At 71.1% G+C, this 24,975-nt stretch carries 20 protein-coding genes; 8 read left to right on the forward strand and 12 right to left on the reverse strand.

Going from position 1 to position 24,975, the window contains the following annotated elements:
- Nucleotides 1-27: 27 nt before the first annotated feature.
- Both ACIBSV_RS38110 and ACIBSV_RS38115 read left to right on the forward strand, forming a co-directional pair.
- The gene (locus ACIBSV_RS38110; RefSeq protein ID WP_395871435.1) at nt 28-1,488 is read left to right on the forward strand and encodes an FAD/NAD(P)-binding protein; all 1,461 of its coding nucleotides are present in this window, start codon (nt 28-30) and stop codon (nt 1,486-1,488) included.
- Nucleotides 1,489-1,712: 224 nt separating this feature from the next.
- Nucleotides 1,713-2,819 (forward strand): glycosyl hydrolase family 18 protein, encoded by a 1,107-nt coding sequence (locus tag ACIBSV_RS38115; protein ID WP_395871438.1) that lies wholly within the window; start codon nt 1,713-1,715, stop codon nt 2,817-2,819.
- A gap of 162 nt (nt 2,820-2,981) precedes the next feature.
- Here the strand turns inward: ACIBSV_RS38115 and ACIBSV_RS38120 are convergent, their stop codons facing one another.
- The 3 genes from ACIBSV_RS38120 to ACIBSV_RS38130 form a co-directional block, all read right to left on the reverse strand.
- On the reverse strand, nt 2,982-3,818 hold the full coding sequence (locus ACIBSV_RS38120; RefSeq protein ID WP_395871440.1) for an alpha/beta fold hydrolase: 837 nt from the start codon (nt 3,816-3,818) through the stop codon (nt 2,982-2,984).
- 138 nt (nt 3,819-3,956) lie between these two features.
- Entirely contained in the window at nt 3,957-4,280 is a 324-nt protein-coding gene (locus ACIBSV_RS38125) for a hypothetical protein (RefSeq protein ID WP_395871442.1), read from the reverse strand.
- A 1,159-nt stretch (nt 4,281-5,439) separates the two neighbouring features.
- Entirely contained in the window at nt 5,440-6,693 is a 1,254-nt protein-coding gene (locus ACIBSV_RS38130) for an aminotransferase class I/II-fold pyridoxal phosphate-dependent enzyme (protein WP_395871444.1), read from the reverse strand.
- A 427-nt stretch (nt 6,694-7,120) separates the two neighbouring features.
- On the opposite strand from ACIBSV_RS38130, the gene corA reads away from it, so the two are divergent.
- Both corA and ACIBSV_RS38140 read left to right on the forward strand, forming a co-directional pair.
- Nucleotides 7,121-8,197, forward strand: coding sequence for a magnesium/cobalt transporter CorA (corA, locus tag ACIBSV_RS38135; protein ID WP_395871446.1), 1,077 nt, complete (start codon nt 7,121-7,123; stop codon nt 8,195-8,197).
- A gap of 106 nt (nt 8,198-8,303) precedes the next feature.
- On the forward strand, nt 8,304-8,747 hold the full coding sequence (locus tag ACIBSV_RS38140; RefSeq protein ID WP_395871449.1) for a MarR family winged helix-turn-helix transcriptional regulator: 444 nt from the start codon (nt 8,304-8,306) through the stop codon (nt 8,745-8,747).
- Nucleotides 8,748-8,826: 79 nt separating this feature from the next.
- On the opposite strand, the gene ACIBSV_RS38145 is transcribed toward ACIBSV_RS38140, so the two are convergent.
- The 5 genes from ACIBSV_RS38145 to ACIBSV_RS38165 form a co-directional block, all read right to left on the reverse strand.
- Nucleotides 8,827-9,723 (reverse strand): ATP-binding cassette domain-containing protein, encoded by an 897-nt coding sequence (locus ACIBSV_RS38145; protein WP_395871451.1) that lies wholly within the window; start codon nt 9,721-9,723, stop codon nt 8,827-8,829.
- Nucleotides 9,711-11,759, reverse strand: a complete 2,049-nt coding sequence (locus ACIBSV_RS38150) for a dipeptide/oligopeptide/nickel ABC transporter permease/ATP-binding protein (RefSeq protein WP_395871453.1) — start codon at nt 11,757-11,759, stop codon at nt 9,711-9,713. The genes ACIBSV_RS38145 and ACIBSV_RS38150 overlap by 13 nt, the downstream gene beginning before the upstream one ends.
- Nucleotides 11,756-12,694, reverse strand: a complete 939-nt coding sequence (locus ACIBSV_RS38155; RefSeq protein ID WP_395871455.1) for an ABC transporter permease — start codon at nt 12,692-12,694, stop codon at nt 11,756-11,758. The genes ACIBSV_RS38150 and ACIBSV_RS38155 overlap by 4 nt, the downstream gene beginning before the upstream one ends.
- Nucleotides 12,695-12,702: 8 nt before the next feature.
- Nucleotides 12,703-14,229 carry an ABC transporter substrate-binding protein gene (locus tag ACIBSV_RS38160; RefSeq protein ID WP_395871457.1) on the reverse strand — a complete coding sequence of 509 codons (1,527 nt, stop codon included), beginning with the start codon at nt 14,227-14,229 and terminating at the stop codon, nt 12,703-12,705.
- A gap of 207 nt (nt 14,230-14,436) precedes the next feature.
- Nucleotides 14,437-15,516, reverse strand: coding sequence for a DUF3089 domain-containing protein (locus ACIBSV_RS38165; RefSeq protein WP_395871458.1), 1,080 nt, complete (start codon nt 15,514-15,516; stop codon nt 14,437-14,439).
- 307 nt (nt 15,517-15,823) lie between these two features.
- Here ACIBSV_RS38165 and ACIBSV_RS38170 point away from each other — a divergent pair, with 307 nt between their 5' ends.
- Together ACIBSV_RS38170 and ACIBSV_RS38175 are read left to right on the forward strand one after the other, a co-directional pair.
- Nucleotides 15,824-16,516, forward strand: coding sequence for a TetR/AcrR family transcriptional regulator (locus ACIBSV_RS38170; protein ID WP_395871460.1), 693 nt, complete (start codon nt 15,824-15,826; stop codon nt 16,514-16,516).
- On the forward strand, nt 16,513-19,005 hold the full coding sequence (locus ACIBSV_RS38175; RefSeq protein WP_395871462.1) for a family 1 glycosylhydrolase: 2,493 nt from the start codon (nt 16,513-16,515) through the stop codon (nt 19,003-19,005). The genes ACIBSV_RS38170 and ACIBSV_RS38175 overlap by 4 nt, the downstream gene beginning before the upstream one ends.
- 126 nt (nt 19,006-19,131) lie before the next feature.
- On the opposite strand, the gene ACIBSV_RS38180 is transcribed toward ACIBSV_RS38175, so the two are convergent.
- The 3 genes from ACIBSV_RS38180 to ACIBSV_RS38190 all read right to left on the reverse strand — a co-directional run bounded on the left by ACIBSV_RS38180 (nt 19,132) and on the right by ACIBSV_RS38190 (nt 22,228).
- Nucleotides 19,132-21,051 (reverse strand): glycosyl hydrolase, encoded by a 1,920-nt coding sequence (locus ACIBSV_RS38180; RefSeq protein ID WP_395871464.1) that lies wholly within the window; start codon nt 21,049-21,051, stop codon nt 19,132-19,134.
- 375 nt (nt 21,052-21,426) lie between these two features.
- Nucleotides 21,427-21,720, reverse strand: a complete 294-nt coding sequence (locus ACIBSV_RS38185) for a hypothetical protein (RefSeq protein WP_395871466.1) — start codon at nt 21,718-21,720, stop codon at nt 21,427-21,429.
- Nucleotides 21,721-21,985: 265 nt separating this feature from the next.
- Nucleotides 21,986-22,228 carry a hypothetical protein gene (locus ACIBSV_RS38190; RefSeq protein ID WP_395871468.1) on the reverse strand — a complete coding sequence of 81 codons (243 nt, stop codon included), beginning with the start codon at nt 22,226-22,228 and terminating at the stop codon, nt 21,986-21,988.
- Between the two features lie 114 nt (nt 22,229-22,342).
- On the opposite strand from ACIBSV_RS38190, the gene ACIBSV_RS38195 reads away from it, so the two are divergent.
- Entirely contained in the window at nt 22,343-23,161 is an 819-nt protein-coding gene (locus ACIBSV_RS38195; RefSeq protein ID WP_395871470.1) for a Scr1 family TA system antitoxin-like transcriptional regulator, read from the forward strand.
- Nucleotides 23,158-23,349 (forward strand): DUF397 domain-containing protein, encoded by a 192-nt coding sequence (locus ACIBSV_RS38200; RefSeq protein ID WP_395871472.1) that lies wholly within the window; start codon nt 23,158-23,160, stop codon nt 23,347-23,349. Before ACIBSV_RS38195 ends, ACIBSV_RS38200 begins: the two co-directional genes overlap by 4 nt.
- 50 nt (nt 23,350-23,399) lie before the next feature.
- Here ACIBSV_RS38200 and ACIBSV_RS38205 read toward each other — a convergent pair whose 3' ends face one another.
- Nucleotides 23,400-24,938 carry a YfcC family protein gene (locus tag ACIBSV_RS38205; protein ID WP_395871474.1) on the reverse strand — a complete coding sequence of 513 codons (1,539 nt, stop codon included), beginning with the start codon at nt 24,936-24,938 and terminating at the stop codon, nt 23,400-23,402.
- Nucleotides 24,939-24,975 lie beyond the last annotated feature (37 nt).

Here is a 24,975-nt window from a genome sequence, read left to right on the forward strand (position 1 = left end):
ATGACACGACCACCGGAGAGGGAGAACATGGACATCGCGATCATCGGAGGCGGCGCGGCAGCGGTCGGCCTCCTGGACGCCCTAGCCCCGACCGCCGCGCGAAGCGGCGCCGCCGCGGACACGAGGGGAACGGTCACCGTCTTCGACCCGTCACCCCATCCGTGGCGGGGACGGCCCTACGGCCCGGACCTGGACGCGGTCCTGGTGAACGCGCCACCGGCCATCATGTCCATCCGCAACGGCGATTTCGGCCACTACGCGGCCTGGTTGGGCGAACGCGGCGCGGACCACGACGACAAGCTCCTGGGCCGGCCGCTGGTCCCCCGGGCGCTCTACGGCGAGTACCTCGAGCACACCGCGGAGAAGGCCATGGCGGCCCTGGGCGAACACGGCTGGGAGGTACGCCTCGTGCGTGCCCGGGTGACCGGGGCTGTGCGTTCCGCCGCCCGCCTGGTACTGCGTACACACGACGCGCAGGAACACGAAGTCACCGACGTGGCGCTGTGTGTGGGTGGTGGAACACCCGCGGACCTCTACGGTCTCGCCGGCAATCCCGGCTTCACCGCCGACCCCTACCCGCTCGCCGACACACTCGGCCGCGTTCGGGCCGAGGACGAAGTGGCGGTCATCGGGAGCGGCCTGACCGCCGTGGACGTCGTCGTGGCGCTGGCCGCACGCGGCCACACGGGCCGGATCACCATGCTCTCGCGCGGCGGAGTGCTGCCGCACGTCTGGCAGCGTCCGACCGACAGGCGCCCGCGGCACGTGACCGCCGACCGGGTGACCGAGCTGCGCCGGGCGCGGGGGCACGTTTCGCTCGACGACCTCATCGGCCTCATGCGCGAGGAACTCGCGGAAGTGGGCGAGGACTTCGATGAGTTCGCCGCCGTGTTGGGCAGCGCCGCAACCGAGGATCCGGTCCGGCGGCTCCGGCGCCAGATCGCGTCCATCGACGATCCGCGAGTCGGCCGCCGTGTCCTACAGGAGGCGGCGCACAGCGTCGGCCCCTACGCCTGGCGGCTGTTGCCCGAGGCCGACCGCACGTGGCTGCGCCGCCACGTGCGCACGGTCAACAGCGTGGTGTCGCCCATGGTTCCGGTGAACGCGTCCATCCTGATGGGGCTGCTGGATTCCGGCCAACTCGCCGTCACACGCGGCGTCGACGCGATCGAGCCGGCAGGCGGGCGGTTCCGGGTGCGCACCGGCAGCGGCGAGCGGACCACGACGACCGTCGTCAACGCCGTGAACCCGGCACCGCATTCCGTCCCCGCCGCGGCCCGGCAACTGGTGCGCTCCCTGGTGGACAGCGGACTGGCCACGCGCCATCCGGCCGGCGGGCTGGTCCCCGTCGACCCGCACCTGCATGTGGTCGGGGACTTGGCGGGCGGTGGGTCGTTCATCACCTCGAGCATCCCCGCGATCGCCGCCCAGGCGTCCGGGACCGCCCGGGCACTGCGGGGACAGGGCCGCGAGGCCGCGCGGTCCTGAAGCCGCGGACGTGTCGCCGGCCATCCGAGGCGCGGTCGTGGGGACTCGGGCCGCCTGGGAAGACGCGGCCGGTGAGCATCCACGACTCGTCCCGTACGGGACCACCCGGCCGCGCGGCGCGGCGGGCGGGTGGTCGGGCCGATCGGTTGGGCCGATCGGTCCGATTCCGGCCTTCGTCGGCGGGCCGGGTGTCGGACACCGCCGGTGTGCAACAGGGTCGGGGCATGAGCACAGCCTCGGCCAACCGCACGCGCTTCGCGGGCGTCCTTGCCGCCACCCTCGTACTGACGACCGGCATCGCGGGCGCCGGGACCGACGCCGCCGCACCGGGCTCTCGACCCGCGCCATCCGCCGCACCGGCGCCGGCACCCGCACGCGTCACCTCGGCCTGGCTGCCCCACTGGGGCGGCGAAGCCGCCTACCAGGACGCGCTCGCGCATGCCGCCCAACTGCACACCGTCAGTCCGTTCTGGTACCAGGCCACGTCCGAGACCACCATCGCTCCCCATCCCGGAGCGGGCGACCAGCGCATCGTCGAGGGCTTCCACAGCCGGGGCATCAAGGTCGTGCCCACCGTGACCGAAACCCTCGACGCCCGGGCCATGGCCGACCTCCTGAACGATCCGACCCGCCGCACGGCACACGTGGACACCCTCGTCCGCCTCGCCGAGAGCCCCGGCTACGACGGCGTCGACCTGGACTACGAACGCATGGCCGAAACCGACGACGAGGACCTGCGCGGGCAAGTCCGCCTCGGCTACAACACCCTCGCCAGCGAGCTGTGTCGACGCCTCCACACCATCGGCAAACAGTGCGTGGTCACCGTGATGCCCTACACCCGCGATTCCGGGCACGCCTACGACTACGCGCACCTGGGCGGCGTCGTCGACCGCCTGCGGATCATGGGCTACAACCTGCACCACGCCGAGGGCGCACCCGGACCGCTGTCCTCCCTCGCGTGGTACGACGAGTTCCTCCGCCACGCCACGAACGCCGTCCCGGTCGACCGGATCGAGGTCGCGTTGCCGGCGTACGGCTGGGACTGGACCGTCGGTTCCACCGACCGCGCCAGACACCTGACCACCCTGGAGGCGGAGGCGCTGCGCCTGGACAAGAAGGCGACCTACCGCCTCGACCCCGAATCCGGCACCCCGCACTTCACCTACGTCGACCAGGGACACACCCACGAGGTCTGGTACCAGGACGCGAAGGGTGTCGCCGCCCATCTGGCGATCATGCGCACACACGGTGTGCGGGGCAGCGGCCTGTGGGCCCTAGGCTTCGAGGATCCCGCGCTGTGGGGCGTACTCGCCGAAGGCTGGGAGCGCTGATTCGGGAGACGGGGAGCGGAAGCGGGGAGCAGGACGGGCGGACGGGCTCGGGGGCGGGACACGGAGTCCGGGTGCGGGGCCCCGCGATGCCGGGTTCGAGGTGCGGTCGGGCGCGGACGCCGAATCGGGACGCCTGGTCACCACGCGCGGTCGGGGGGTCGGTCAGCTGTGGACCTCGGCGGCGAGGAAGGTTCGGATGGCTTCCGCGACGCGGTCGGGGAAGTGCACGTGGGCGTAGTGGCCCGCGCCTTCGACCAGTTCGAGGCGGCCCAGGCCCTCGGGCATGGCCGCGACGATGCCCGCGCCCTCGGCCTCGGCGGAGGGCCAGTCGGGGTCGAGCGTGCCCTCGATCACCAGGGCCGGGCAGCGGATGTCGCCCAGCACGGCGCCGGCATCGGTGGGCGCGGACTGGCCCATCTTGGTAACCACGGCCATCCGGCCGGGCCGGCGCAGTTCGGTGTCCAAGGTGGCGACGTGTGCGGCGTAGCCGGCGGGCTTGGGATCCGGGTAGGCGTGGTCGAGGTAGCGCTTCCACAGGCCGACATTGCGCAGTACGGCGGCGCCCATGAGCAGGGTCATGCCCTTGCGGTAGCGGCCGTTGCGCAGCAGGGCCTTGGCGTCGACCTTCTGGGCGCGGGTGAAGGGGGCGATCTCCACGATCGCGTCGACCAGTTCCGGCTCCCGCGCGGCGGCGATGGTGGCCGAGCCGCCGGAGAAGGAGTGGCCGACGATCACGGCGGGGCCGCCCAGGTGCCGGATCAGCGCGAGCAGGTCGCCGGCGGTGTCGGTACGCGTGTAGGAGGCCCATCCGACGGTGGATTCGCCGTGGCCGCGCAGGTCCGCGCAGGCGACCCGGTATCCGGACGCCTTCAGTCGCTCGGCGACCTCACGGTAGGCCGATCTGGTGTCGCCCATGCCGGGTGCGAGCACGATCAATCGACCCTGCCCGCTCACGTCGTAGGCGAGCCGGCCGCCGTCGACCTCCAGGAACTCCGTCATGTCTTCCCCCATGCGTCCGTGTGGTGATGCCTTCCGCCGCAGAGCTAACACCGTTAGCCAGTGCTCTGTCAAGCAACCACCCGCCAGGTGTCGGGAAGGACGCGTCCGTGCACACCTCCTCCCCGACACCCGGTCGGATCACCCGAACCGCACGCTGTGCGGCACCGTCGGATCGAAGCCCCCCGCCGTGCCCGGCGGGAGCGATGCCATGGGTTCCTCACAACCCCGATCGCCGTACAACTGCGCGTGGGTGTCCGTGCCGTTGTCCACCCACGTGGCCCCGTGCAACAGCAGGTAGCACTCCCCGTTCTCCGGATCGGACAGGGTGAAGTCGTCCCCGGTCACCGACACATAGGTCAGCGTCCCGGTGGCGGCCTGGGCACTCGTGACGCAGGTGACGCCCAGCGCGAGGGCGACACCGACGGTCAGGGTGATTCGGCCGAAGTGTTCGAGTAAGCGCATCGATGCTCTCCGATTCCCGGGCAACGAACTCTCCGCGCAGGCGAGTTCGAGATCAGTGGACCCCCGCCCCCGATCGGTCGGCGACACAACCGGGGCGCGGTGGAACCTCGTTCCGATGGGTCCCTCCCCAACTGGTCGGCCGGGCAACAAAAGTTCACCCATTCAGCGGCCCATCTCGCACCCGACCTGCGATCGCCGCCATCGGCGCCCCCTCGGAAACCGGGCCATCCGACACGACGCACCCTCAACGGCACCTCAGCCGGGGCGGATCCCGCCCAACCACGACCCGCAAGCCGAATGGGCGTCGCCGGCGCGAGCGTTCCGGTCCGACCCCGGGCCAAGGACACCGCCGGCGGCGCGGGCTCGGCCGCGGTCGGGCCGGCTCCGGGCAGCCCCGGTCGGGTCGGGTCCCGGGCAGCCGCGGTCGGGCCGGGTCCCGGGCAGCCGCGCTCCGGGAGGTCGAACGGGCTTCGCCGGCCGGGGCGCGGGCATGCGGCTCGGGTATCCGGGCCCAGCAAAATCGGGTATCCGGACCCGACGACACCGGCGGCGCGGGCTCGGTCGCAGCGAGGCCGGTGCCGGGCGGCGGCGGTCCGGTGGAGCCGACGCTCGGGCCGGCGAAGCTCACTCGGGGCGTCCGGGTCGCGCTCCGCGGCGACCAGGACCGCGGCGTTCGAAATCGTGGTGCCGGCAGCGGGACTGCTACCGCGTCCATCGAGGCGAGCACGCGGGGCGGAGATCGCGAGGCGCGGTTCAGCCGAAGGCCGAAGGCAGCGTTCGCGTCAGCCGTACGCACCGCGTCAACGCGAGATCCGCGCATCGTCGACGGAGTCGATCCGACGCCACGATCACCAAGCCCCCGGCCCTCCCGAAGGCAACAGGTGAGACTCGCGGCGGCCGTATGTCTGCCGTGCCGACGCGAGGTCGTGCTCGCCATCGGCGGAGGTCGATCCGGCGCAGAGGTTGCCGGGCACCCGGTCGCAGCGGAGGGCACGCGTCGGCCGCGCTCCCGCCGCGCCGACACGAGATCAGGATGGCCGTCGGTCGGGTGCGCTCCGACAGCACGATCCCCAAGCCCAGGTCCGGCCGAAGGCACCGGCACCATCCGCCCCGTCGCGCCGGTCCACTCCGGTGGGGTGGCGCGACGGGGCGGGTGGGGTCAGGCTGCGGCGGCCTCGGCGGCGGCCAGCTTGACGCAGATCGCGACGGCTCGCATCGCGCGGCGGACCTCGTCGACCGTGGGGTAGCTCGGCGCCAGCCGGATCTGGTGGTCGCGCGGGTCGTTCCCGCCGGGGAAGGCAGCACCCGCCGGGGTCAGCGCTACGCCGACCTCCTTGGCCAGCCGCACCACCTCGGCGGCGCAGCCGTCCGGCACCTCCAGGCTGACGAAGTAGCCGCCCTCGGGGCGCGTCCAGGTGGCGATGCCCAGCGGGCCGAGCTCGCGCTCCAGCTCCTCGTAGACCGCCTCGAACCGCGGCGCGAGCAGGTCGCGGTGCAGCCGCATGTGCGCCACCACGCCCTCGGTGTCGCCGAAGAAGCGCACGTGCCGGAGCTGGTTGATCTTGTCCGGGCCGATCGTCTGCTTGGCCAGCAGCCCGGTCAGCCAGGCGACGTTGGCCTCGGACGCACCGACGAACGCGACGCCGGCGCCCGCGTAGCTGATCTTCGACGTCGAGCCGAAGACGAACGCCCGGTCCGGGTTCCCGGCCTCGGCGCACGCGTCCAGGATCGACAGCAGCTCGACCGGGGTGTCGGTCAGGTGGTGCACGGCGTACGCGTTGTCCCAGAAGAGCCGGAAGTCCGGGGCCGCCGTCGGCATCGCGGCCAGCCGACGCACCGTCTCGTCGCTGTAGCTCTCCCCGGTGGGGTTGCTGTACTTGGGCACGCACCACATGCCCTTGATCCTCGGATCGGCGGCGACCAGCGCCTCCACCTGGTCCATGTCCGGACCCGCGCCGGTGAGCGGAACCGGCACCATGCCGATGCCGAACCGCTCCAGCACCCCGAAGTGCCGGTCGTAGCCGGGCACCGGGCACAGGAACAGCACCTCGGGCTCGTCCACCCAGCGGCGCTCCGCCCCGGGCACCCGGGACAGCAGCGCGTTGGCGATCACGTCGTGCATCAGCGTCAGGCTCGCGTTGCCCAGGGCCAGCAGTTGCTTGGCCGGTACCTGGAGCAGGTCGGCGAAGATCGCGCGCAGCTCGGGCAGCCCGTTGAGCCCGCCGTAGTTGCGGCAGTCGGTACCGTCGGCGGCCTTGAAGTCCTCTCCGCCGGGCAGCGTGAGCAGGTCGTTGACCAGGTCCAACTGCTGCGGCGAGGGCTTGCCTCGGGTGAGGTCGAGGCGCAGTCCCTCGGCCGCCAGGGCGGCGTACTCCGCCCGAGCGGCCGCGAGGTCGATTTCCGGAATGGACACGGTGGTGCTGTGCGGCACGGGATCCCCAAAATAGGCGGAAGCCGCAGTCACTTGCGGCGGGGCCAATCTAGCAACACGCCGGGGTGCACCGGAGCCGGCGGCCTTTGCCGGCCGGGCTTGCCGTTCACTCCACGTTCACCGCGAGGTCGACTCGGCTGCCCACTCCGCCGGCCCGCTTCGCGGTCGGCGCCGCTGTGCGCTCCTCCGGTCATTCCTGGGACCAGTGCTCCGGACAGTCCTCCGGGCGTTCCTCCGGCCAGTGTTTGTCCGCACCGGACACCTCACTCGCACCGGAAGCCCCACCCGCACCGGACCCGCAGGATTCGCTCGCACCGATCCGTCCGCACCGATTCGCCGCTCCCCGCACCGCAGGCGTCGGCGGCGCCTACCATCGGCGGGGACACTTTCGATCCGGGAGCAGGAACCGATGAGCTCGTGGCGCACGCCCAGGCGATTCCGGCAAGGCGGCGGCGCGGTCCCCGCGCCCGACGCCGGGGCCTCGCGCGCGCCCGTCGTGGTGGACTGCGCGCTCTACGACAAGGGTGTGCGGCGTCCGGGCAAGGTGGCGCTGCGCGACGCGCTGGACGCGGCCGAGGCCGGCGAGGACACGTTCGTGTGGATCGGGCTGTACGCCCCGCTCGCCGAGGACCTGGCCGGCATCGCCGACGCGTTCGACCTGCACCCGCTGGCCGTCGAGGACGCGGTCGAGGCCCACCAGCGACCCAAGCTGGAGTACTACGACGACACGTTGTTCCTGGTCCTGAAGACCATCGTGTACGTCGAGCACGACGCGCTCACCGCGACCAGCGAGGTGGTCGACACCGGCGAGATCATGGTCTTCGCGGGCGAGAAGTTCGTCGTCGTGGTCCGACACGGCAGCGCGCCGCCGCTGGTCGAGCTGCGCCAGTCGCTGGAGGCCGACCCGGCGATGCTCGCGCACGGACCGGCCGCGGTCGTACACGCCATCACCGACCGGGTCGTCGACGACTACCTGCGCGTCGCGGACAAGGTCGAGGACGACTTCGAGCGGCTGGAGGTCGACGTGTTCGCGCCCCGGCCGAGCAACGACGCGGAGCGCATCTACCAGCTCAAGCGCGAACTGATCGAGTTCAAGCGCGCGGTGTTGCCGCTGGCACGGCCGCTGGAGCGGCTCTCCGGCGGCACGCTGCCCGGTGTCGGCACCGGCTTCGACGCCTATCTGCGCGACGTCGCCGACCACCTGGCCCAGGTCCGCGAGCGGCTGGCCGCGTTCGACGAACTGCTGGACGGCATACTCTCGGCCAGCCTGGCCGGCGTGACCGTCCGGCAGAACACCGACATGCGCAAGATCGCGGCCATCGCGGCCATCCTGGCCGTCCCGACGCTGATCGTCGGGATCTACGGGATGAACTTCGAGCACATGCCCGAGTTGAAGTGGACGTACGGCTACCCCGCCGTGCTGGCGGTCATGGTCACCGCGTGTTCGGTGATGTTCCGGGCATTCCGCCGCAACGACTGGCTGTGAGCCCGGCGCCGCCGCCCGCCCGCGCGCATGGCGTCGGCCGTGGACATGGCGACCCTTACGTTGGCGCGGCCAACATTGGCTATGCCAACGATGTATCGTGGCCGGCGTGGAACAGATTCCCGCGCAGATGGTCGCGAAGCCGAGTTGGCTGCTCACCCAGGTGGCGGTGCACGCCCACCGCTTGGCGTCCGAGGGCTTCGCGGAGGTGGGCGCGCGCGGGTACCACTACCGGATCCTGGCCGCGCTGGACGAGTTCGGCACGGCCAGTCAGGTCGAACTCGGACGCCGGTGCAACATGGACCGCAGCGACGTCGTGGCGGCGATCAACGAACTGGCCGAGGCGGGATACGTCGAGCGCACACCGGACCCCGACGACCGAAGGCGCAACCGGGTCACCCTCACCACCGCGGGTCACCGGCAACTGCGGCGCATGAATCGCACGCTCGACCGGGTGCAGGACGACCTGCTGCAACCGCTCTCGGCCGAGGACAGACAGACCTTGACCCGCCTGCTCACCCAACTGTTCACGCACCACCAACAAGGAGCCTGACGCCGCCGACCACCGGGCGCGATCCGCATGCCCGCGTGCGCCGACCCGGGCGCCGGCCGCCTCGATCGCACCCGGCGGATCACCGCGCCGCGCCCTCCCGCGCGAGCCGATGTCGCGCGGCCCGGCGGTCGGCCTGCCGGGCCGGATCGGGCACCGGTGCGGCGAGCAGCAGATTGCGGGTGTAGGGGTGCACGGGCTCGGTGGTGATCCGCCGCGCGTCGTCGCATTCGACGATCGCGCCCTTCGACATCACCGCGACGCGGTCGCTGACGTGGCCCACCACCGACAGGTCGTGCGCGATGAACAGGTAGGCCACGCCCGTGCGTTGCTGGAGTTCGACGAGCAGGTTGAGCACCTGGGCCCGGGTGGACAGGTCCAGCGCGCTGACCGGCTCGTCGCAGATGATCAGGCGCGGCCCGGGCGCGAGGGCGCGGGCGATGGCGACCCGTTGGCGCTGCCCGCCGGACAACTCGCGGGCGAGCCGGTCCGCCGTGTCCGTCGGCAGGCCCACCGCGTCCAGGAGTTCACCGATCCGGGCCCGGGCGGCGGCTCGGGTGTGCGTGCGCCCGGCGGTGAGCGGTTCGGTGAGGATGTCGCCGATGGTCATCGACGGGTTCAGCGAACCGTACGGATCCTGGAAGATCACCTGGATGTCCCGGCTCAGCGCGCGTCGGGCGCGCCGGGTCAGGCCGTCGATCCGGCTCCCGTCGAAGGCGATCGTGCCGGACGCGACCGGGACCAGGCCGAGCACCGCACGGCCCAGGGTGGTCTTGCCCGAGCCGGACTCGCCGACGAGACCCACGGTTTCGTGCGGACGCACGTCCAGGCTCACCTCGTGCAGCACCCGCAGCGGCGGCTTGCGCCGGCCGGCGGTGCGGTATTCGACCACCAGGTTCTCGATGCGCAGGAGCGGATCGGGAGCGGGCTTCGTGCCGTTCGACGCCGCCGCATCGGATTCCCGCCTCAACGTGTCCATGCGATCACCTCGTTCTGCACCCGGGCGCAGCGCACCGCGCCGGTTCCGTGGTTGCTCGGTTGCGGGTGGACGGCGCACTCGGGTGCGGCGTACGCGCAACGCGGCGCGAATCGGCAACCGGTGGGCCGGTCCCGGACCGAGGGCACCCGGTCCGGGATGGTGCGCAGCGGGCCCCGGTCGGCGCCGCCCTCGGCGGGCGGGATCGCGGCCAACAGCGCGGCCGTGTACGGGTGGGCCGGTCGGGCGAACAGATCCGCCGAGGTCGCCGTCTCGACGATCTCGCCCGCGTACATCACCGCGACCCGATCGCACAGGTCGGCGACCACGCCGAGGTCGTGGGTGACCAGTACGACGCCCATGTCGTGCTCGCGCTGGAGCGATCGCAGCAGGTCGAGGATCTCGGCCTGGACGGTGACGTCGAGCGCGGTGGTGGGCTCGTCGGCGATCAGCAGGTCGGGCTCGCACGCGACGGCGCACGCGATCAGCACGCGCTGGGCCATGCCGCCGGAGATCTGGTGCGGATAGGCGTCGAACACCCGGGGTGGGTCGGTGATGCCCACCCGGTCCAGCAGTTCCAGCGCGCGTCGGCGGGCGGCGTCGCGGGAGAGGCCGAGGTGGGCACGCAGCGGCTCGGTGAGTTGGCTGCCGATCCGAAAGCTCGGGTCGAGGTTGGACATCGGGTCCTGCGGGATGTAGCCGATCCGGCGCCCGCGCAGCGCGTTGACGCCGCGTTCGGACAGCGTGGCGAGATCCTGCCCGTCGAACTCGACCCGGCCGGCGCGGATCGCGCCGCCCGCGGGCAGCAGGCGCAGCACGGCCAGCGCGGTCTGGGTCTTGCCGCATCCCGATTCGCCGACCAGGCCCAGGATTTCGCCCCGGTGCACGGTGAGCGTGACCGTGTCGACGACGGCGGCCTCGCCGTCGGGGGTGGGGTAGGCCACCCGCAGTCCTTCGACCGCGAGCAGTACGTCGGTGCCGACCGTCGTCGTGCCCGCCGGCGCCGCCACCCCGGCCGACGCCGCCCCGGCGGCGCGGCCCGGTCCGCGCGCCGCCCCTCGGATCGCCCGCCGGCGCGGCGCCCGGACCGGCCGGGGCACCTCGCCGAAGGCGTCGCGCAGGCCCGCGCCCGACAGGGTGACCGCGAGTACGGTCAGCGTGATCGCCGCGCCGGGCCACACCGACAGCAGGGCGGTGTCGTAGACGTGTGTGGAGGCGTCGCCCAGCATCGCACCCCAACTCGCCCGGTCGGCCTCGCCGAGGCCGAGGAAGGCGATGCCGGATTCGATGATCATGGCCAGGCCGAAGATCAGCGACGCCTGGGTGATGATCGGGACTCGCACCACGCGCAGGATGTGTCGCCGCATGATCCGCAGATCGGACAGGCCCGCGACACGCGCGGCGTCCACGTACGGTTCGCCGCGCACGCGCCGCACCTCGCCGCGGACCAGGCGGAAGACCGGCGCGGCGGTGAGCACGCCGAGCACGATCATCGACACGGCCAGGCCGGGGCCGTGCACCGCGACCAGGGCGAGCAGGACCACGATGCCGGGCAGCGCGAGGAACACGTTGGCGACCCAGCTCGACACCGCGTCCCACCAGCCGCCGACGTAGCCTGCGACGAGTCCGGTGGGGACGCCGATCAGCAGCGCGACGCACGTGGTGATCGAGCCGGCCAGCAGGCTGGTCCGGCTGCCGTACAGCAGCCGGCTGAGCACGTCGCGCCCGGAACCGTCGCCGCCCAGCGGGTGCTTCCCGGACGGGTCGGCCAACACCGCGTCCAACGCCGCGCTGTTCGGACCGTGTTCGGCGATCAGGCCGGCACCCGCGCCGGTGACGACGACGAGCAGCAGGACGGCCGCGGCGGTGACCGCGACCGGGTCCCGGACGAAGCGCCCGGCGGGGCCGCGCCGGCGGGGCGCGGCGGGCGGTGCGGGCGGTGCGGGTGCGCCGGGGGCCGGTTCGACGCCGGCCGCCGGGGCCGGCGCCGGGAGCACGGCGGTCGTCGGGGCGACCGAGGGGGTCTGGTTGTCGTTCATCGCATGCCGACTTTCGGATCGAGCGCGCCGGTCGCCAGGTCGACGACCAGGTTGACGGTGACCACGACGCAGACACTGACCAGGACCACCCCCTGCACGGTGGGTACATCCGATTGCGAGGTCGCGCCGATCGCCAACGAGCCCAGGCCGGGCAGCGCGAAGATCTGTTCGATGACGAGAGCGCCGCCGAGCAGCCCGATGAACTGCAGGCCGACCACGGTCAACGCGGGTGGGGTGGCGTTGCGCAGCACGTGCACGAACAGCACCCGCCGGGCGGGCAGTCCGCGGCTGCGCAGGGTGCGTATGTAGTCGCGTTCGAGTACCTCGGCGACCGCGTTGCGGGTCTGTTGGGCGATCGCCGCGACGCCCGCGACCGCGATCGTGGCCACCGGGAGTACGAGCGAACGTGCCCAGTCGCCGGGGGAATCGGCGAACGGCACGTAGCCGGTCGCGGGCAGTACCTCCAGGCGGACCGCGAACAGCGTGACCAGCAGGATGCCCACCCACAGGCCGGGCACCGCGAAGCCGGCCACCGCCAGGATGTGCACCGAACGGTCCACGGCGCCGCGCCGGATCGCCGCGAACAGCCCGAGGCCGATGCCCAGCAGCGCACACACGAGCGTCGCGGTGAGGGTGAGCGACAGGGTCACCGGCAACTTGGTGCCGATCGAGTCGCTCACGTCCAGGCCGGTGGTCCACGAGGTGCCCAGATCGCCCTGCACGGCGGCGCCGAGCCAGTCCAGCCAGCGCACCACGACCGGCCGATCCAGGCCCAACTCGGCTTTCTTGGCGTCGAGTTGTTCGGGCGTCGCGGAGACACCGAGGATGCCCTGCCCGGGGTCGGGCAGCAGGTCCATCAGGAAGAAGGTCAGCGCGGAGACCACCAGCAGGAGGACGACGGCCGACAGCACACGTCGGGCGAGGAAGCCGATCATCGCGCGGCTCAGGAGGCGGGCTTGTAGTCGGTCAAGGACATGAACGTCTGCCCGGGTCGGTTGCTCAGGCTGACCGACTTGGCCGAGAAGAGCACGTTGTCACCGCGGAACAGCGGTGCGAACCAAGCCTGTTCGACGACGTGGGCGTTGAGTTGCCGGTACAGCGGGCCCTGCGCGTCGTCGGGGGAGGTCGCGATGCGCGCGAGCAGGTCGGTGATCACCGGGTCGGCCACCTTGAACGGGTTGGTGGGCATCGCCGGGGACAACAGCGCGAACGCGTCGATCCAGTTCTGTGACGTGCCCCAGACGTACATGAACGCCGGAAAACGGCCGCTGAAGTACTGCTGGGAGAGCTGGTTGGTGCTGACCGGCGTGTATTCGACCTTGATCCCGACCTGGTTCAACTGCTCGGCCAGCACGGGGTACAGCGCGGGCACGAACGCGTTCTCGCTGGGCAGGGTGAGCTTGAAGCCGTCGGCGAGACCCGCCTCGGCGAGCAACTGCTTGGCCCGGGCCGGATCGTAAGGGTAGGCGCGGTCCAATTCCGGGTCGTAGGCCGGGGATCCGGCGGCGAACATCTGCGTGGTGGGGCTGCCGACGCCGGCCATGATCGCCTTGAGGATGCCGGGGCCGTCGATCGCGTGGTTGATCGCCCGGCGCACCCGGGCGTCCTTGAGCTGCGGGGCGACCTTGCCCTCGCGGTCGACCAGCCACATGCCGGTGACCTGGCCGGGCTGGCGGGTGACGGTGAGCCCGGCGTGCTTGGCGGCGTCCATCCGGGCGGGCGCACCGAGTCCGGCGTCGGCCTGGCCGGTGAGCAGCGCGGTGGTGCGGGCGTTGGTGTCCGGGATCGCCTTGATCACGATCTTCTCGAACGGGTACGCGGCGTGGTCCTGGCGGCGCGGGTTGCGGGTATAGGTGTAGCGGTCGCCGCGAGTGGTGTGCGCGGTGTCCAGGATGTACGGGCCGCTGCCCACCGGTTGCGCGTTCGCGTCGCCGAAGGCCGTCGGGCTGAGCATCATCCCGGCGACCAGGCCGAGGTTGTACAGCAGCGACGGGTCCGGGGTCTTCAGGGCCAGTTCGACCACGGTGGGCCCGGTCACGGTGATGCCGGCGATCGCGGCGACGGCGAACGAGGACGGGCCGTTGGCGGCGGCGGTGCGTTCCAGGTTCTGCTTGACCACGGTCGCGTCGAAGGGTGTGCCGTCGGAGAAGGTGACGCCCTCGCGCAGGGTCATCCGCAGGTGTCGGCGCTCCGGGTCGGTGTAGGCCCACGAGGAGGCCAGTCCGGGGCCCACGCTCTGGTCCGGATTGACCGTCGTGAGCGAGTCGTACAGCGGTTGCAGGTAGGCGAGTCCGTTGCCGCCGGCGCCCTTGGCCGGGTCCAGGCTGGTCGCGTCGGCCGCGGCGGCCAGCGTCAGGGTCTTGCCGCGGGTGGACTTCGAGGTGTTCGAGCCACCGCAACCGGCGGCGGCGGTCACCACGAGGGCGGCGGTGGCGAGGGCCGCTACGCGGCGGCGTCCCAGGATGGTCATGACTGGTCCTTAGTCGAATTCGCGGGACGAATTCGGAAATCGAATTCTTCGATCCGATGGGTCGGCCGAAATGGTGGCCGCCGCAGGTCCGACCCCATGGCTGCCGGGCATTTCGGCCGACTTTTGCGGCATGCTCGAATCACCGTCCGAGCGGCTCCCGGGTACGGGTGCGCTCGGCGGTCGACCGCGTGTTCTTCTCGGGTGCGGCTAGCCGGGGTGGGCCGCGCGCCAGGTGCTCGCCTGCGCGCTGATCAGGGCGGACAGGTCGCCCATGGCGAGGTTGTAGTCGACCGTGTGGGTGCCCAGCACGGCGGACAGGCCGGCCTGAGGGAACAGGCCGTCACCGCCCGTGACATCGAGCCAGCTAGCGGTGCCGGTCGAGTCCTGGGTGAAGGCGCAGCGCGCGCTCACCTTGTTCGGATATCGGGTGTAGCCGGACGGGTCGTCGGCCAGGTCGTACGAGCTGAGCAGGTGACCCAGGTGACCGCGCGGGTTGAGCCAGTTGCCGCTCACGAGCCGTCTGGTCGGCATGTACATGTCCACCGGCGTCACGCCGTCGGCGGGTGCGCCGCGCAGCAGTGCGGCCGGGTTGACGCAGGCGATCCGGTGACCGGGCACCGTGGAGCGCCCGAAGGCGGATCCGGCGGGCAACGGTCCGCCGTCGGGCAGCGCGTAGCCGTTGTAGGCGACCACGCACCCCGTCGGGATCGGCGCCTGGGGTCCGGACCGGACGCAGGTGGGGATGCGTTGGAAGGTGGACGCGGAATCGTTGCCGCCTCCCTGGGTGCCGCCGATCGGCACCTGGATGTAGCCGCCGAGCAGCACTGCCGACACCAACCGGTCCTGCACGGCCGGGTTGCCGTCGATTTCCTGCTGCATCATCCGGGTCAGCACGCCGGTGCCCTGCGAGTGGCCGAGGATGACCACGCCACGCCGCTTGTGGGTGACCGGGTCGGTGTTGTGGTTGGCCCAGTAGTCACGCCAGGCGTCGCGTACGTCCATCGACCCGGTCTCGGCGTCCGGTGGGATGCCCAAGCCGCCGACCAGGAGTTCGGTCAGCGACGCCTGTCGGTACACGGGGGCGAACACGCGGCACGTGTCGGTGAATCGGCCGAGTTGCATCAGGGTGCCGGCGAGTTCGCTGTTCGAGGGGATGGGCGGCAGCGAACCCAGGCGCAGCAGCGGGTTGGGCAGCAGATCGATGGTGGGGTACGCGTAGAAGCAGTCGACCTGGGGGTCGGTGGGGCCGGCGAAGGGCTCGGGGGTGCGCGAGCCGTCGGGGTGCACGGCGGTCGCGTCGAGGGTGGTGGTCGCCCCGTTGAAGTAACGCGCTGTGAAGGCGGTGGTTGCAGGGGTTGGTGGGCAGGCCGGGTCGACACAGCCAGACCGTCTCGGCCAGGGGGCTGGTCAGGCTCTTGTCCGATTGCCCACCCCCGGCGGAGGCGGTCGGTGCGACGGTCAGGGTCAGGGTCAGCGCGGCCAACGCGAGGACGAGTCTCGATCTGCTCATGGCGTGAGCTCCGATCCAGGATGTCGTGGACTTTCGACTCCAAGGAACTTACTAACAACTAAGTAAATAATCTAGAGTGGCGATGTGACTGAGAATTCGGATGCACGTAAACCCACCGTCGGCCGCGCCCGGGCGGCCAAGGCGGCCACCGCGAAGGGCGCCGAACGGCGGCGGGAGATCGTCGCCGCCGCGTCCGAGCTGTTCGCCCGCGCCGGCTTCCGCGGCACCGGCATGACGGAAGTGGCCCAACGCGTCGGCATCACCGAACCCGGCCTGCTCTACCACTTCGGCAGCAAGCAGGGCCTGCTCCGTGCCGTGGTGGAGCACCGGGACCTGCAAAGCCAGGCGTTCGCCCGGGACATCGCCGAAGTGGGCGGGCTCCAGGCGTTGCGCGAGATGCCCGCGTTCGCTCACCGCAACCGTGACCAGCCGGGCCTGGCCAAGCTTTTCGCGGTGCTGCTCGCGGAGAACCTGGACCCGGGCGACCCCGAACACGACTTCTTCGTACGCCGCTACCGCGACATGCGCACCGTCGTCGCCGGGATGATCCGCGACGGCCAGCACGGCGGGGAGATGCGCCCCGACGTCGACCCGCAGCTCAAGGCGATCGAGATCCTCGCGACGTTGGACGGCATCGCCTCGCAGTGGCTGCTCGACCCCGAGATGGTCGACCTCGTCGTCTGCATCGAGGAGTACTCGCGAACCCTGATCCGGGACCTGGCCGCCGACACCGAGCCGGTCACCGCCGGCACACCCGAGGAGGAGGTACAAGGATGAGTACACCCGGCGCACGGGACCTCGCGGAACACGGCTGCCCGGTAGCGGACTTCCCGGTTCGGGACTTCCCGGCCGACTTCCTGTGGGGCGCGTCCACCGCGGCCCATCAGGTCGAGGGCGGTCAGGGCGCCAACGACTGGGTCGACTGGGAGAACGCCGGACATACCGCCGAGGTCAGCGGTCCCGGGATCGCCCAGTGGGAGCGCTGGCCCACCGACATCGCGCTGCTGGCCGAACTCGGGCACAACGCGCACCGCCTGTCGATCGAGTGGTCCCGGCTGGCCCTCGGGCCCGGGGTGTGGGACCTCGCCGCCTTCGACCACTACGCCCGGGTGCTGGACGGGCTGCGCGGGCACGACATCACCGCGTTCGTCACGCTGCACCACTTCACCCTGCCGCGCTGGTTCGCCGCGCGCGGCGGCTGGCTCGCCGACGACGCCGCCGAGGTCTTCGGCGCCTTCGCCGAGGAGGTCGGGCGACGCCTGGGCGATCGAATCCCGTTCGCGTGCACGATCAACGAGCCGCAGATCGTCGCGTTCAACGGCTATCTCAAGGGCAACCACCCACCCGGGCACCGCGATCGGGGCGAGACCGTCGCGGTCAACCACACGCTGATGCGTGCGCACGACGCCGCGGTGGCCGCACTGCGGGCGACCTCGCCGGACACCCGGTCCGGCGTGTGCCTGCAACTCCCGTTCATCCAACCGGCCGACCCGGACAGCCCCCGGGACGCCGAACTCGCCGACTGGTTCCGGGACGTGCTGGTCCAGCGGCACCTGGAGCACCTGCGCGACACCGCCGACCCCGGCGACTGGGTCGGCGTCCAGTACTACACGCGGGCCCGGGCGGACGCCGCCGCCGAGCACTCCGACCTCGGCAACGCGCCGCCGGGCGCGCCCACGACACAGATGGGCTGGGAGGTCTACCCCGGGGGCCTGACCGAGATGCTCCGCCAGGCCGGCAAGGTCACCGGTCTGCCGATCTACATCACCGAGAACGGCATCGCCACGACCGACGACACCGAGCGCGTCGCCTATCTGGACAGCCACCTGCGGGCGGTACGGGCCGCGCTCGCCGACGGCGTGGACGTACGCGGCTATCTGCACTGGTCCGCGTTCGACAACTTCGAGTGGACGCACGGCTATCGGCCCCGCTTCGGGCTGGTCGGCATCGACCGCGACGACGACCTGCGCCGGATCGTCCGCCCCAGCGCACGCGCCTATCGGCGGGTGATCACCACCGGGCGGATCGACGCCCTGCACGAGCGGGATGCCCAGACCGATGTGCCGCCCGAGGTCGAGAACGGCGCCGGGCGCGGTGCCGCGACCGGCATCGATAGCGGCACCGAGAGCACCGCCCGTGTCCCCACCGACCCCGGCTCGACGGCCGGTTCAGCGAAGGAGAAGCCCATGATCATCGACCCGCCCGTGCGCCGGCTCTTGGAGCGTGTCGCCGCCGGGGCCCAGCCCGAGAGCGCCGACCTGAACGTGCGGCGCGCGCAGTCGGCCGCCGTGATGACCCTGGTCAAGTTCCCGTACGGACCCGACCTCGAGGTCACCGAGCACCGGGTGCCGGTCACCGACGGCACCATCGCCGTAAGGGTGTTGCGACCCAAGCAGCCGGAAACCCCGGTGCCCGCCTACTTCTTCCTGCACGGCGGCGGCTGGGTGCTGGGCAATCTGGACACCGCCGAGGCCGAGTGCGGACCGGTCGCCTCGCTCGTCCCGTGTGCCGTGGTCAACGTCGACTACCGGCTCGCCCCCGAACATCCCTTCCCCACCCCGCTGGAGGACTGCCTCGCCGCCTACGCGTGGCTGTTGGAGAATGCCGCCGCATTGGGCATCGACGCGACCAAGGTGGCCATCGGGGGCGCCAGTGCGGGCGGCAACCTCGCCGCCGCGATGTGCCTGGCGCTGCGCGATCGGGGTCTGCCGCAGCCCAGCCTCCAGGTGCTCGACGCCGCCGCCGTCGACCTGACTCCGATGGCGGAGGAGCCGGTCGTGCCCGGTGCACCGCGCAAACCGGGCCTGACGCCCACCGAGTTCAACATATTCGCCCGGCACTACCTGGCCGACTCCGCCGACGCCACCGACCCGCTTGTCTCGCCGCTGCACGGCACCGATCTGTCGGGGCTGGCCCCGGCGTTGATCTTCGTTGCCGAACACGACCCGCTGCGCGACCAGGCCGAGGAGTACCTGGCCCGGCTGCGCGCGGCAGATGTGCCCGCCGCCGGCATGCGGGTACTCGGCCACCTGCACGGCGGCTGGGTCGTCCCGGGCACCGTCACCCAGACCCTGGTCGCCGAGATGCGCGCCGCCGCCCTGCGGCACGCCTTCGCCGGCACCCTGGTCGGCCCGCTGCCGCCGGCCCTGCTCGACCGGTTGGCCGAGGCGGAACGGGCGGTCGAGGCGAAGCAGGCCGCCGAGGCGACGGGCGAGGCCGAGGCATCGGGGGCACCGGAGCCGGAGCGCGCCACCGAACCCGCCTGACCGCGCCCCGTCGGCACACCCCCGCACCCCCGGGACCGACGCACCGGCGCGCCGGTCCCGGGTTCGGCCCGCAAGCGGCCGATCGGCGCCCGATCAACCCCCGATCGCCGCCCGTTCAGCGCCCGATCAGCGCACCGTGACCTCGTCGACGAAGATCGGAGCCGTGCCGGACCCGCCGTTCCGGCGCTCGAATTGCACGCCGATCTCCCGGACGTCGTGGAGGGAGCCCACGGCGGCCAGGTTGAGGGTGAGTGTGCGGGGCTCGGGACTTAGCGGGACGGCACCCGCGTCGTACCAGGTGTTCGAGGCGCTGGTCTTCACGTAGAGCTTGGCGGTGCCGCCCGAGGCGCCGGAACGGACCGTGACGGCGAGTACCCGACGTCCCGTCAGGTCCAGGACGGCCCGGCGGTTCAGGTAGGACTCGGGTGCCGCCAGGTCGATCTCGGCGCGCAGCGAGCGGGTGCCCTCGCTCGCCCATTCGGCGCTGCTCGCCGGCGCGGTGCCGGTCAGGTATCCGGTCCAGCCGTCCGTCCCGGACTCGAAGCCGGACACCACGGTCGGCGGTGCGATCGCGGCAACATCGTCCACGTACACCGCTGTTCGTCCGCTCGCGCCCGGTGCGGAGGTGAACAGCACGCCGATCTCGCGTACGTCCCGCAGGTCGGTGACCCGACCGAGGTCCAGGCGCAACAAGGCGCCGTCCGGGCCGATCCGGACCGCTCCCCCGTCGTACCAGGTCATCCCGGCGCCGGTGCGCACGTAGAGCTTGGCGGTGGTACCGGCTGCATGGTCGCCCCACTCGGCGGTGCGCACGGTAGCGGTCAGCGCCCGGTAGGCGGACAGGTCGCGTGGCGCGACCCGGTTCAGGTAAGCCTCCAGTGCGGCGAGGTCGATGTCCGCCTTGAGGGATCGGCTGCCCTGCGCGGCCCATTCGGCCACCGACCACGGTCCGGCGAGCACGCGATAACCGCCCCAGCCCTGGGTGTCGGTTTCGAAGTCGGCGAGCGGAACAGGTGTGCCGACCGGGGCGGGTGCGCCCTCGGTGCGCGCCGCGGTCGCGATCTCGCCGCGCACGATCGTCCACGGGTCGGTCATCAGTCGGCCCGCGCCGGTGTTGGCGGTCGGACGCCACTGGTCGTTCCACGCCATGAAGTAGGCGGTGGCCGGGAATCGGGTGCGGATCGCGTCGATCCACTTCCCGTAGTCGAGCGGCGCCTCGATCGAACCACCGGCACCGCTGCGCGGACCGATCTCGGCGAACGCGAACGGCTTGCCCAGCGCAACCAGTTCGTCGTATCCCTGGACCGCCGCGGGCTCGCGGACGTAGCAGTCGAGGCCGACCACGTCGGTGTACGCGCCGCCCGCGTAGTAGGACGAGCGCTTGCCGTAGTTGCAGTCCGGCGCGTACACCCACAGCAGGTTGTGCAGGCCCTTGACGTCGGTCAGGTAGGTGTACATGTCCCGCCACACCTCGGCGAAGGTCTGCGGGTCCTGCGCGCTCCACCAGAACGAGTCGCCGTTCATCTCGTGCAGCGGCCGGAACAGCACCGGCACGTTCGCGTCGGCGAGTTCGCGCAGACCCTCGGCGACCCGATCCAGCTCCGCGTGCCAACGCTGTCCCGTGCCGGTGCCGCGGTCGGTGAGCCGGTCGAAGGTCGGCAACTTGGTAAACAGCCCGTTCCAGTCCGGCTGATCGGGATTGGGCAAGTGGGCGCTGACCGTGACCAGTCCGCCGGCGGCCGACCAGTCCTTCAAGGTCGCGTTGCAGGTGTGGTCGATGGTGTTTCCGTCGTGCCCGTAGTCGCAGCCCAACAGCCCCGGATTCGCGCCGGTCTGCGCCTTCAGCTCATTCACCTGGGCCAACGAGAAGGTCTTCCCGCTGTACCCGGCGAACTGCCCGGACACCACCCGGTTCTGCGCCCGGTTGGGCAGATGGGCCAACCAGTTCCGCACGTCGCGCGTCGCCGTATTCGCCTGCGGATCACTGGGATCCGTCGAATGAGCGCGCGCGGCGGGCACCCCCGCGAAGCCTGCGGTGAATGTCATGGCCAATACGGCCGTCCAGCCACGCCATCGTGATCCCATGCGTTCGCCACCCCCGTGGTTCGTGATCTTCACGATCGCACGAAGAGTAGCCCTCTCTCGCGCCTGCCACGGGAGCAGCCCGGTGGGCGGCGTGGGAGTGGGCGCCAGGCCGTCCACCGGTGCCGTCGGCGTCGGCGGACGGCGCCGGTCACCGCCCTGCTTCGCCGCATGGCCGGCTCCCGCACCGAGGAACCTGGAGCCGATCCGGCCCCGGCGACCACAACCGCCGATGCGGCCGGACCTTGTTCCGAGGGGCGAACGAAGGTGCAATCGCCGAATGACTGGGATGCGCATACCGCCGGCTCCTCGTGATGCGAGCTGATGGTCGCGGGGGCGTCAAAGGCGGTAGCAGCCGTAGCTGCGTGGGGCTCGGGTGCCGGGGGGAATGGGGAAGGGCTTGGATCTGGCGGGGGGTGCGCCGTCGCTCGGGTACCAGATGGCGTCGTCCGGGACGAGGTGGGCGAGGGGGGCGATCCATAGGGGGCGGGTCGGGTCGAAGGGTTGGATGTGAGCCTGGGCGGTGTGCGGGTCGATGTGCTCGATTTCGCCGGGCGGGTGGGTTGTTCGCAGGCTCTCGTCCTTGTGTTTGACCTTGTGGCCGATGCGGCCGAGTGCGTCGTGCGCATTCATCGGCGTACCTCCGATTCGGTCTTCCCGCGCGTGGGAGGCGGGGCCGCACCGCAGCCAGGCCAGTGACTGCGGTGCGGCGGTTCAGGGGGCGGGCCGGGCCGGGGGTTGGACCGGGCGCACGCTGTCTGAGGGCATCGCCCAGGCGATCCGGCCACCCGGGGGTTGGACCGTGAGCCTTTGGTGCCCGTCGGGGAGGGGTTGCGCCATCAGGATCTGTCCGGGGTGACGCACCCGGCGCACCGCCTCGTTGGCCGGTTCCACCCAGTCACCCTCGCGATACATCGCGCCCCGCCTCCTCCAGCACCCGCAGGTTGCCGCAATGGGTGCGGAACTCGGTGCCGCCGGGCAGGCGCACGAACGCCTGGAGGCTGATGACGGCGGCGAACGTGCCGATTCGGCCGGAGAGTTCGCAACGGACGGCGCGCTTGGCGTTGGCTTTCCAGAAACGGGCCACGTCGTCCGTGGTCCACTCACGGGGGTCTTCGGGATAGCTCTGGGGAGTGGGCATACCTGTCCTCTCGGTTGCCGCCAGTACTGATTCGGCCACTCTGTGAACAAGCATCGGCACGCGGAACTATGGTGCAAAGGCCCCAAGTTTTTAAGGTTCGAGACTTAAGAACGGATGATCTTGGTCGCCGAGATGAACCCCGGCTCGTCGTTCGCTGCTCTGTTCGGACGACGCGTCGCCCTGCTGCGCACGGCCCGGGGGATGACACAGACAGAGCTGGGCCACGCTGCCGACCGAATGCACTACTCACGCATCGGGCAGATCGAACGCGCCTTGGGCCATCCTCCGACGGAGAAACAGGCGGCAGACCTGGACAAAGTCCTGGGAGCGGAGGGGTTGTTGATCGACCTCTGGGGCTACCTGGATCGCGAGAGCTTCCCGAACTGGGTGGCGCGGTTCATGGAACTGGCGGAGAAGGCGACCCAAATCAGGGAGTACGCAGCGCATGCCGTGCCAGGACTGCTCCAGACGGAGGACTACGCGCGCGCCCTTCTGCGGACCGTGTTGGATCCGGAGCAAACGGAAAGGCAGGTCCGCCTGAGATTGGCGAGGCAGAAGCGCCTGAAGAGCACCGACGCTCCGAGCCTGTCGGTGATCCTTGATGAGTCGGTCCTACAGCGGCCGGTCGGCAGTCGCGAAATCATGGTGACCCAACTTCGGCACCTGCGGGCCATGGCAAACCTGCCCGAGATCACGGTGCACGTACTGTGCTTCGCGGAGGGAGAGCATCCTTCGATGGGCGGCTCGCTCTCGATGTTGACGCTTCCCAACGGCTCCGAGGCGGCCTACACGGAAGGCGCAGATTACGGTCGCCTGTACGAGGATCCGGCCGATGTCCGACGGTACGAAACATCCTTCGGACGCGTTCAACAGCTTGCCCTGCCGCCGGTACTCTCGCTGGAAATGCTCGAATATATGGCAGGGGACATATGACCAGGCCCGCATACCAATCCGTCGACTGGCGCAGGTCCTCCTACAGCAACCAAGCAGGCGGAAACTGCGTGGAGGTCGGCGTCGCCGCCACGCTCGTCCCCGTCCGGGACAGCAAAGCCCCGGGCATCGGCCACCTCATAATCGGCGCAGCCTCGTGGACCGCCCTCACCGCGTCGCTGCGTGCCTGACGTCACCGGTCGCCGACGGGCCCGTGCGTGCCGGGCCCGTCGCCTCCCGGTCAGGACAACCCCGAGCCCAGCGCCAGGAACCCGCAGATCAGTACGAACAAGATCCCGAGCAGCGGCGCTGCGAACCGTAGGTACTGGTTGTAGCCGACCTTGGCCAGCGACACGCCGCCCATGATCACCGCGGTGGTGGGCACCCACAGGTTCATCCACCCCGACGCGGACTGCCACGCCGTCACCACCAACGCCCTCGGCACATCCGCGAAGTCGGCCAGTGGCGCCAGGATCGGCATCGCCAAGGTCGCGTGCCCCGACGTGGACGGGATCAGGAACGCCAGCGGCAGGTTCACCAAGAAGATCAGGACGCCGAACAGCGCCGAGGAGGCGTCCGAGACCGCGCCCTCCATCGAGTGCAGCACCGTGTCGGTGACCTGCGCGTTGTTCATGATGACGGTGACCCCGCGCGCCAACATGATGATCAGCGCCGGTGAGATGAAGTCGGCCGCGCCCTGGATGATCGTCTCCGCCAGCTTCTTCTCGCCGAGCCGGGCCAACACCCCGACGATCACCGCCGCCACGATGAACAGCGCGGCCAACTGGGCAAAAGACCAGTCCAGTTCCCAGCCGTACGGGGTGGCGTCCGCTTCGCCGGTGAGCACCTGCGCCCACGGAATGATCGAGAAGATCATGAACACGAAGGTGATGGTCACCGCGACCAGGACCAGCTGATGCGTACGGGTCAGCGGTGGCGGCTCGCTGCCGGTGGCCGCCGATTCCGCCGCCTCGCGGTCCCCCGGCAGGAATCCGACCAGCGAACGGGACGGATCGGCCTTGACCCGATGGGCGTACCGCACCACGTACAGGATGGTCACCGCGGTCAGCACGATCAGCATCGCCAGCCGCAACACGATCCCGTCGCCCAGCGAGATCCCCGCCGCCGACGACGCGACGCCGGTCGCGAACGGATTGACCGTCGAGCACAACACGCCCACGCCCGCACCCAGGATGATCGTGCCGGTAGCCACCATCCGGTCGTAGCCCAGCGCCAGCATCAACGGCACGATCAGGCCGTAGAACCCGAGCGTCTCCTCGGCGAAGCCCTCGACCGAGCCGAGGATCGCGAACACCGTCATGATCGCCGCGATCAACACCGCACCGCGCGTGCGCAGTCGGTGCGCCAGCCGGGCAATGCCTCGATCCAGCGCGCCGGTCGCGAACACCACGGTGATGAACGCGCCGATCGCCAGCACGAACAGGAACACCGCCGCACTGCCGTACAGATCGCCCGAGTTGTCCGGGGTGACCTGACCGCTCTGCGGGTCCTTGATCCCGTACAAGCCGTTGACCGGCGACAGGAACAGGTCGTTGAGCCGCTGGACGAAGTCCTCCGGCGACTTGATGTGGTGGTAGCTGCCCGCGACCGGCTTGCCGTCCTCGCCGCGCTCGTACTCGCCGGCCGGGATCGCGAACGTCAGCGCCCACACCGCGAGCGTCACGATCGCCAGCACCGTCAGCGCGCTGGGAAAGCGGAACCCGCCCTTGGGCGGGGGTGCCTCGTCCTCGGCCTCGGCCGGGGCTTGATCGGTACTCACACGCTGCTCCTTGCGAGTGCTGGTGGCTACGGGGGTG

Source organism: Embleya sp. NPDC050154, from assembly GCF_044460165.1.
In the GTDB taxonomy this organism is placed as follows: domain Bacteria; phylum Actinomycetota; class Actinomycetes; order Streptomycetales; family Streptomycetaceae; genus Embleya.

Coding starts and splice junctions, on each gene's coding strand:
- ACIBSV_RS38110 (WP_395871435.1), top strand. CDS start 28: ATGGACATCGCGATCATCGGAGGCGGCGCGGCAGCGGTCGGCCTCCTG.
- ACIBSV_RS38115 (WP_395871438.1), top strand. CDS start 1,713: ATGAGCACAGCCTCGGCCAACCGCACGCGCTTCGCGGGCGTCCTTGCC.
- ACIBSV_RS38120 (WP_395871440.1), bottom strand. CDS start 3,818: ATGACGGAGTTCCTGGAGGTCGACGGCGGCCGGCTCGCCTACGACGTG.
- ACIBSV_RS38125 (WP_395871442.1), bottom strand. CDS start 4,280: ATGCGCTTACTCGAACACTTCGGCCGAATCACCCTGACCGTCGGTGTC.
- corA (WP_395871446.1), top strand. CDS start 7,121: ATGAGCTCGTGGCGCACGCCCAGGCGATTCCGGCAAGGCGGCGGCGCG.
- ACIBSV_RS38145 (WP_395871451.1), bottom strand. CDS start 9,723: ATGGACACGTTGAGGCGGGAATCCGATGCGGCGGCGTCGAACGGCACG.
- ACIBSV_RS38150 (WP_395871453.1), bottom strand. CDS start 11,759: ATGAACGACAACCAGACCCCCTCGGTCGCCCCGACGACCGCCGTGCTC.
- ACIBSV_RS38155 (WP_395871455.1), bottom strand. CDS start 12,694: ATGATCGGCTTCCTCGCCCGACGTGTGCTGTCGGCCGTCGTCCTCCTG.
- ACIBSV_RS38160 (WP_395871457.1), bottom strand. CDS start 14,229: ATGACCATCCTGGGACGCCGCCGCGTAGCGGCCCTCGCCACCGCCGCC.
- ACIBSV_RS38175 (WP_395871462.1), top strand. CDS start 16,513: ATGAGTACACCCGGCGCACGGGACCTCGCGGAACACGGCTGCCCGGTA.
- ACIBSV_RS38180 (WP_395871464.1), bottom strand. CDS start 21,051: ATGACATTCACCGCAGGCTTCGCGGGGGTGCCCGCCGCGCGCGCTCAT.
- ACIBSV_RS38185 (WP_395871466.1), bottom strand. CDS start 21,720: ATGAATGCGCACGACGCACTCGGCCGCATCGGCCACAAGGTCAAACAC.
- ACIBSV_RS38190 (WP_395871468.1), bottom strand. CDS start 22,228: ATGCCCACTCCCCAGAGCTATCCCGAAGACCCCCGTGAGTGGACCACG.
- ACIBSV_RS38195 (WP_395871470.1), top strand. CDS start 22,343: ATGATCTTGGTCGCCGAGATGAACCCCGGCTCGTCGTTCGCTGCTCTG.
- ACIBSV_RS38200 (WP_395871472.1), top strand. CDS start 23,158: ATGACCAGGCCCGCATACCAATCCGTCGACTGGCGCAGGTCCTCCTAC.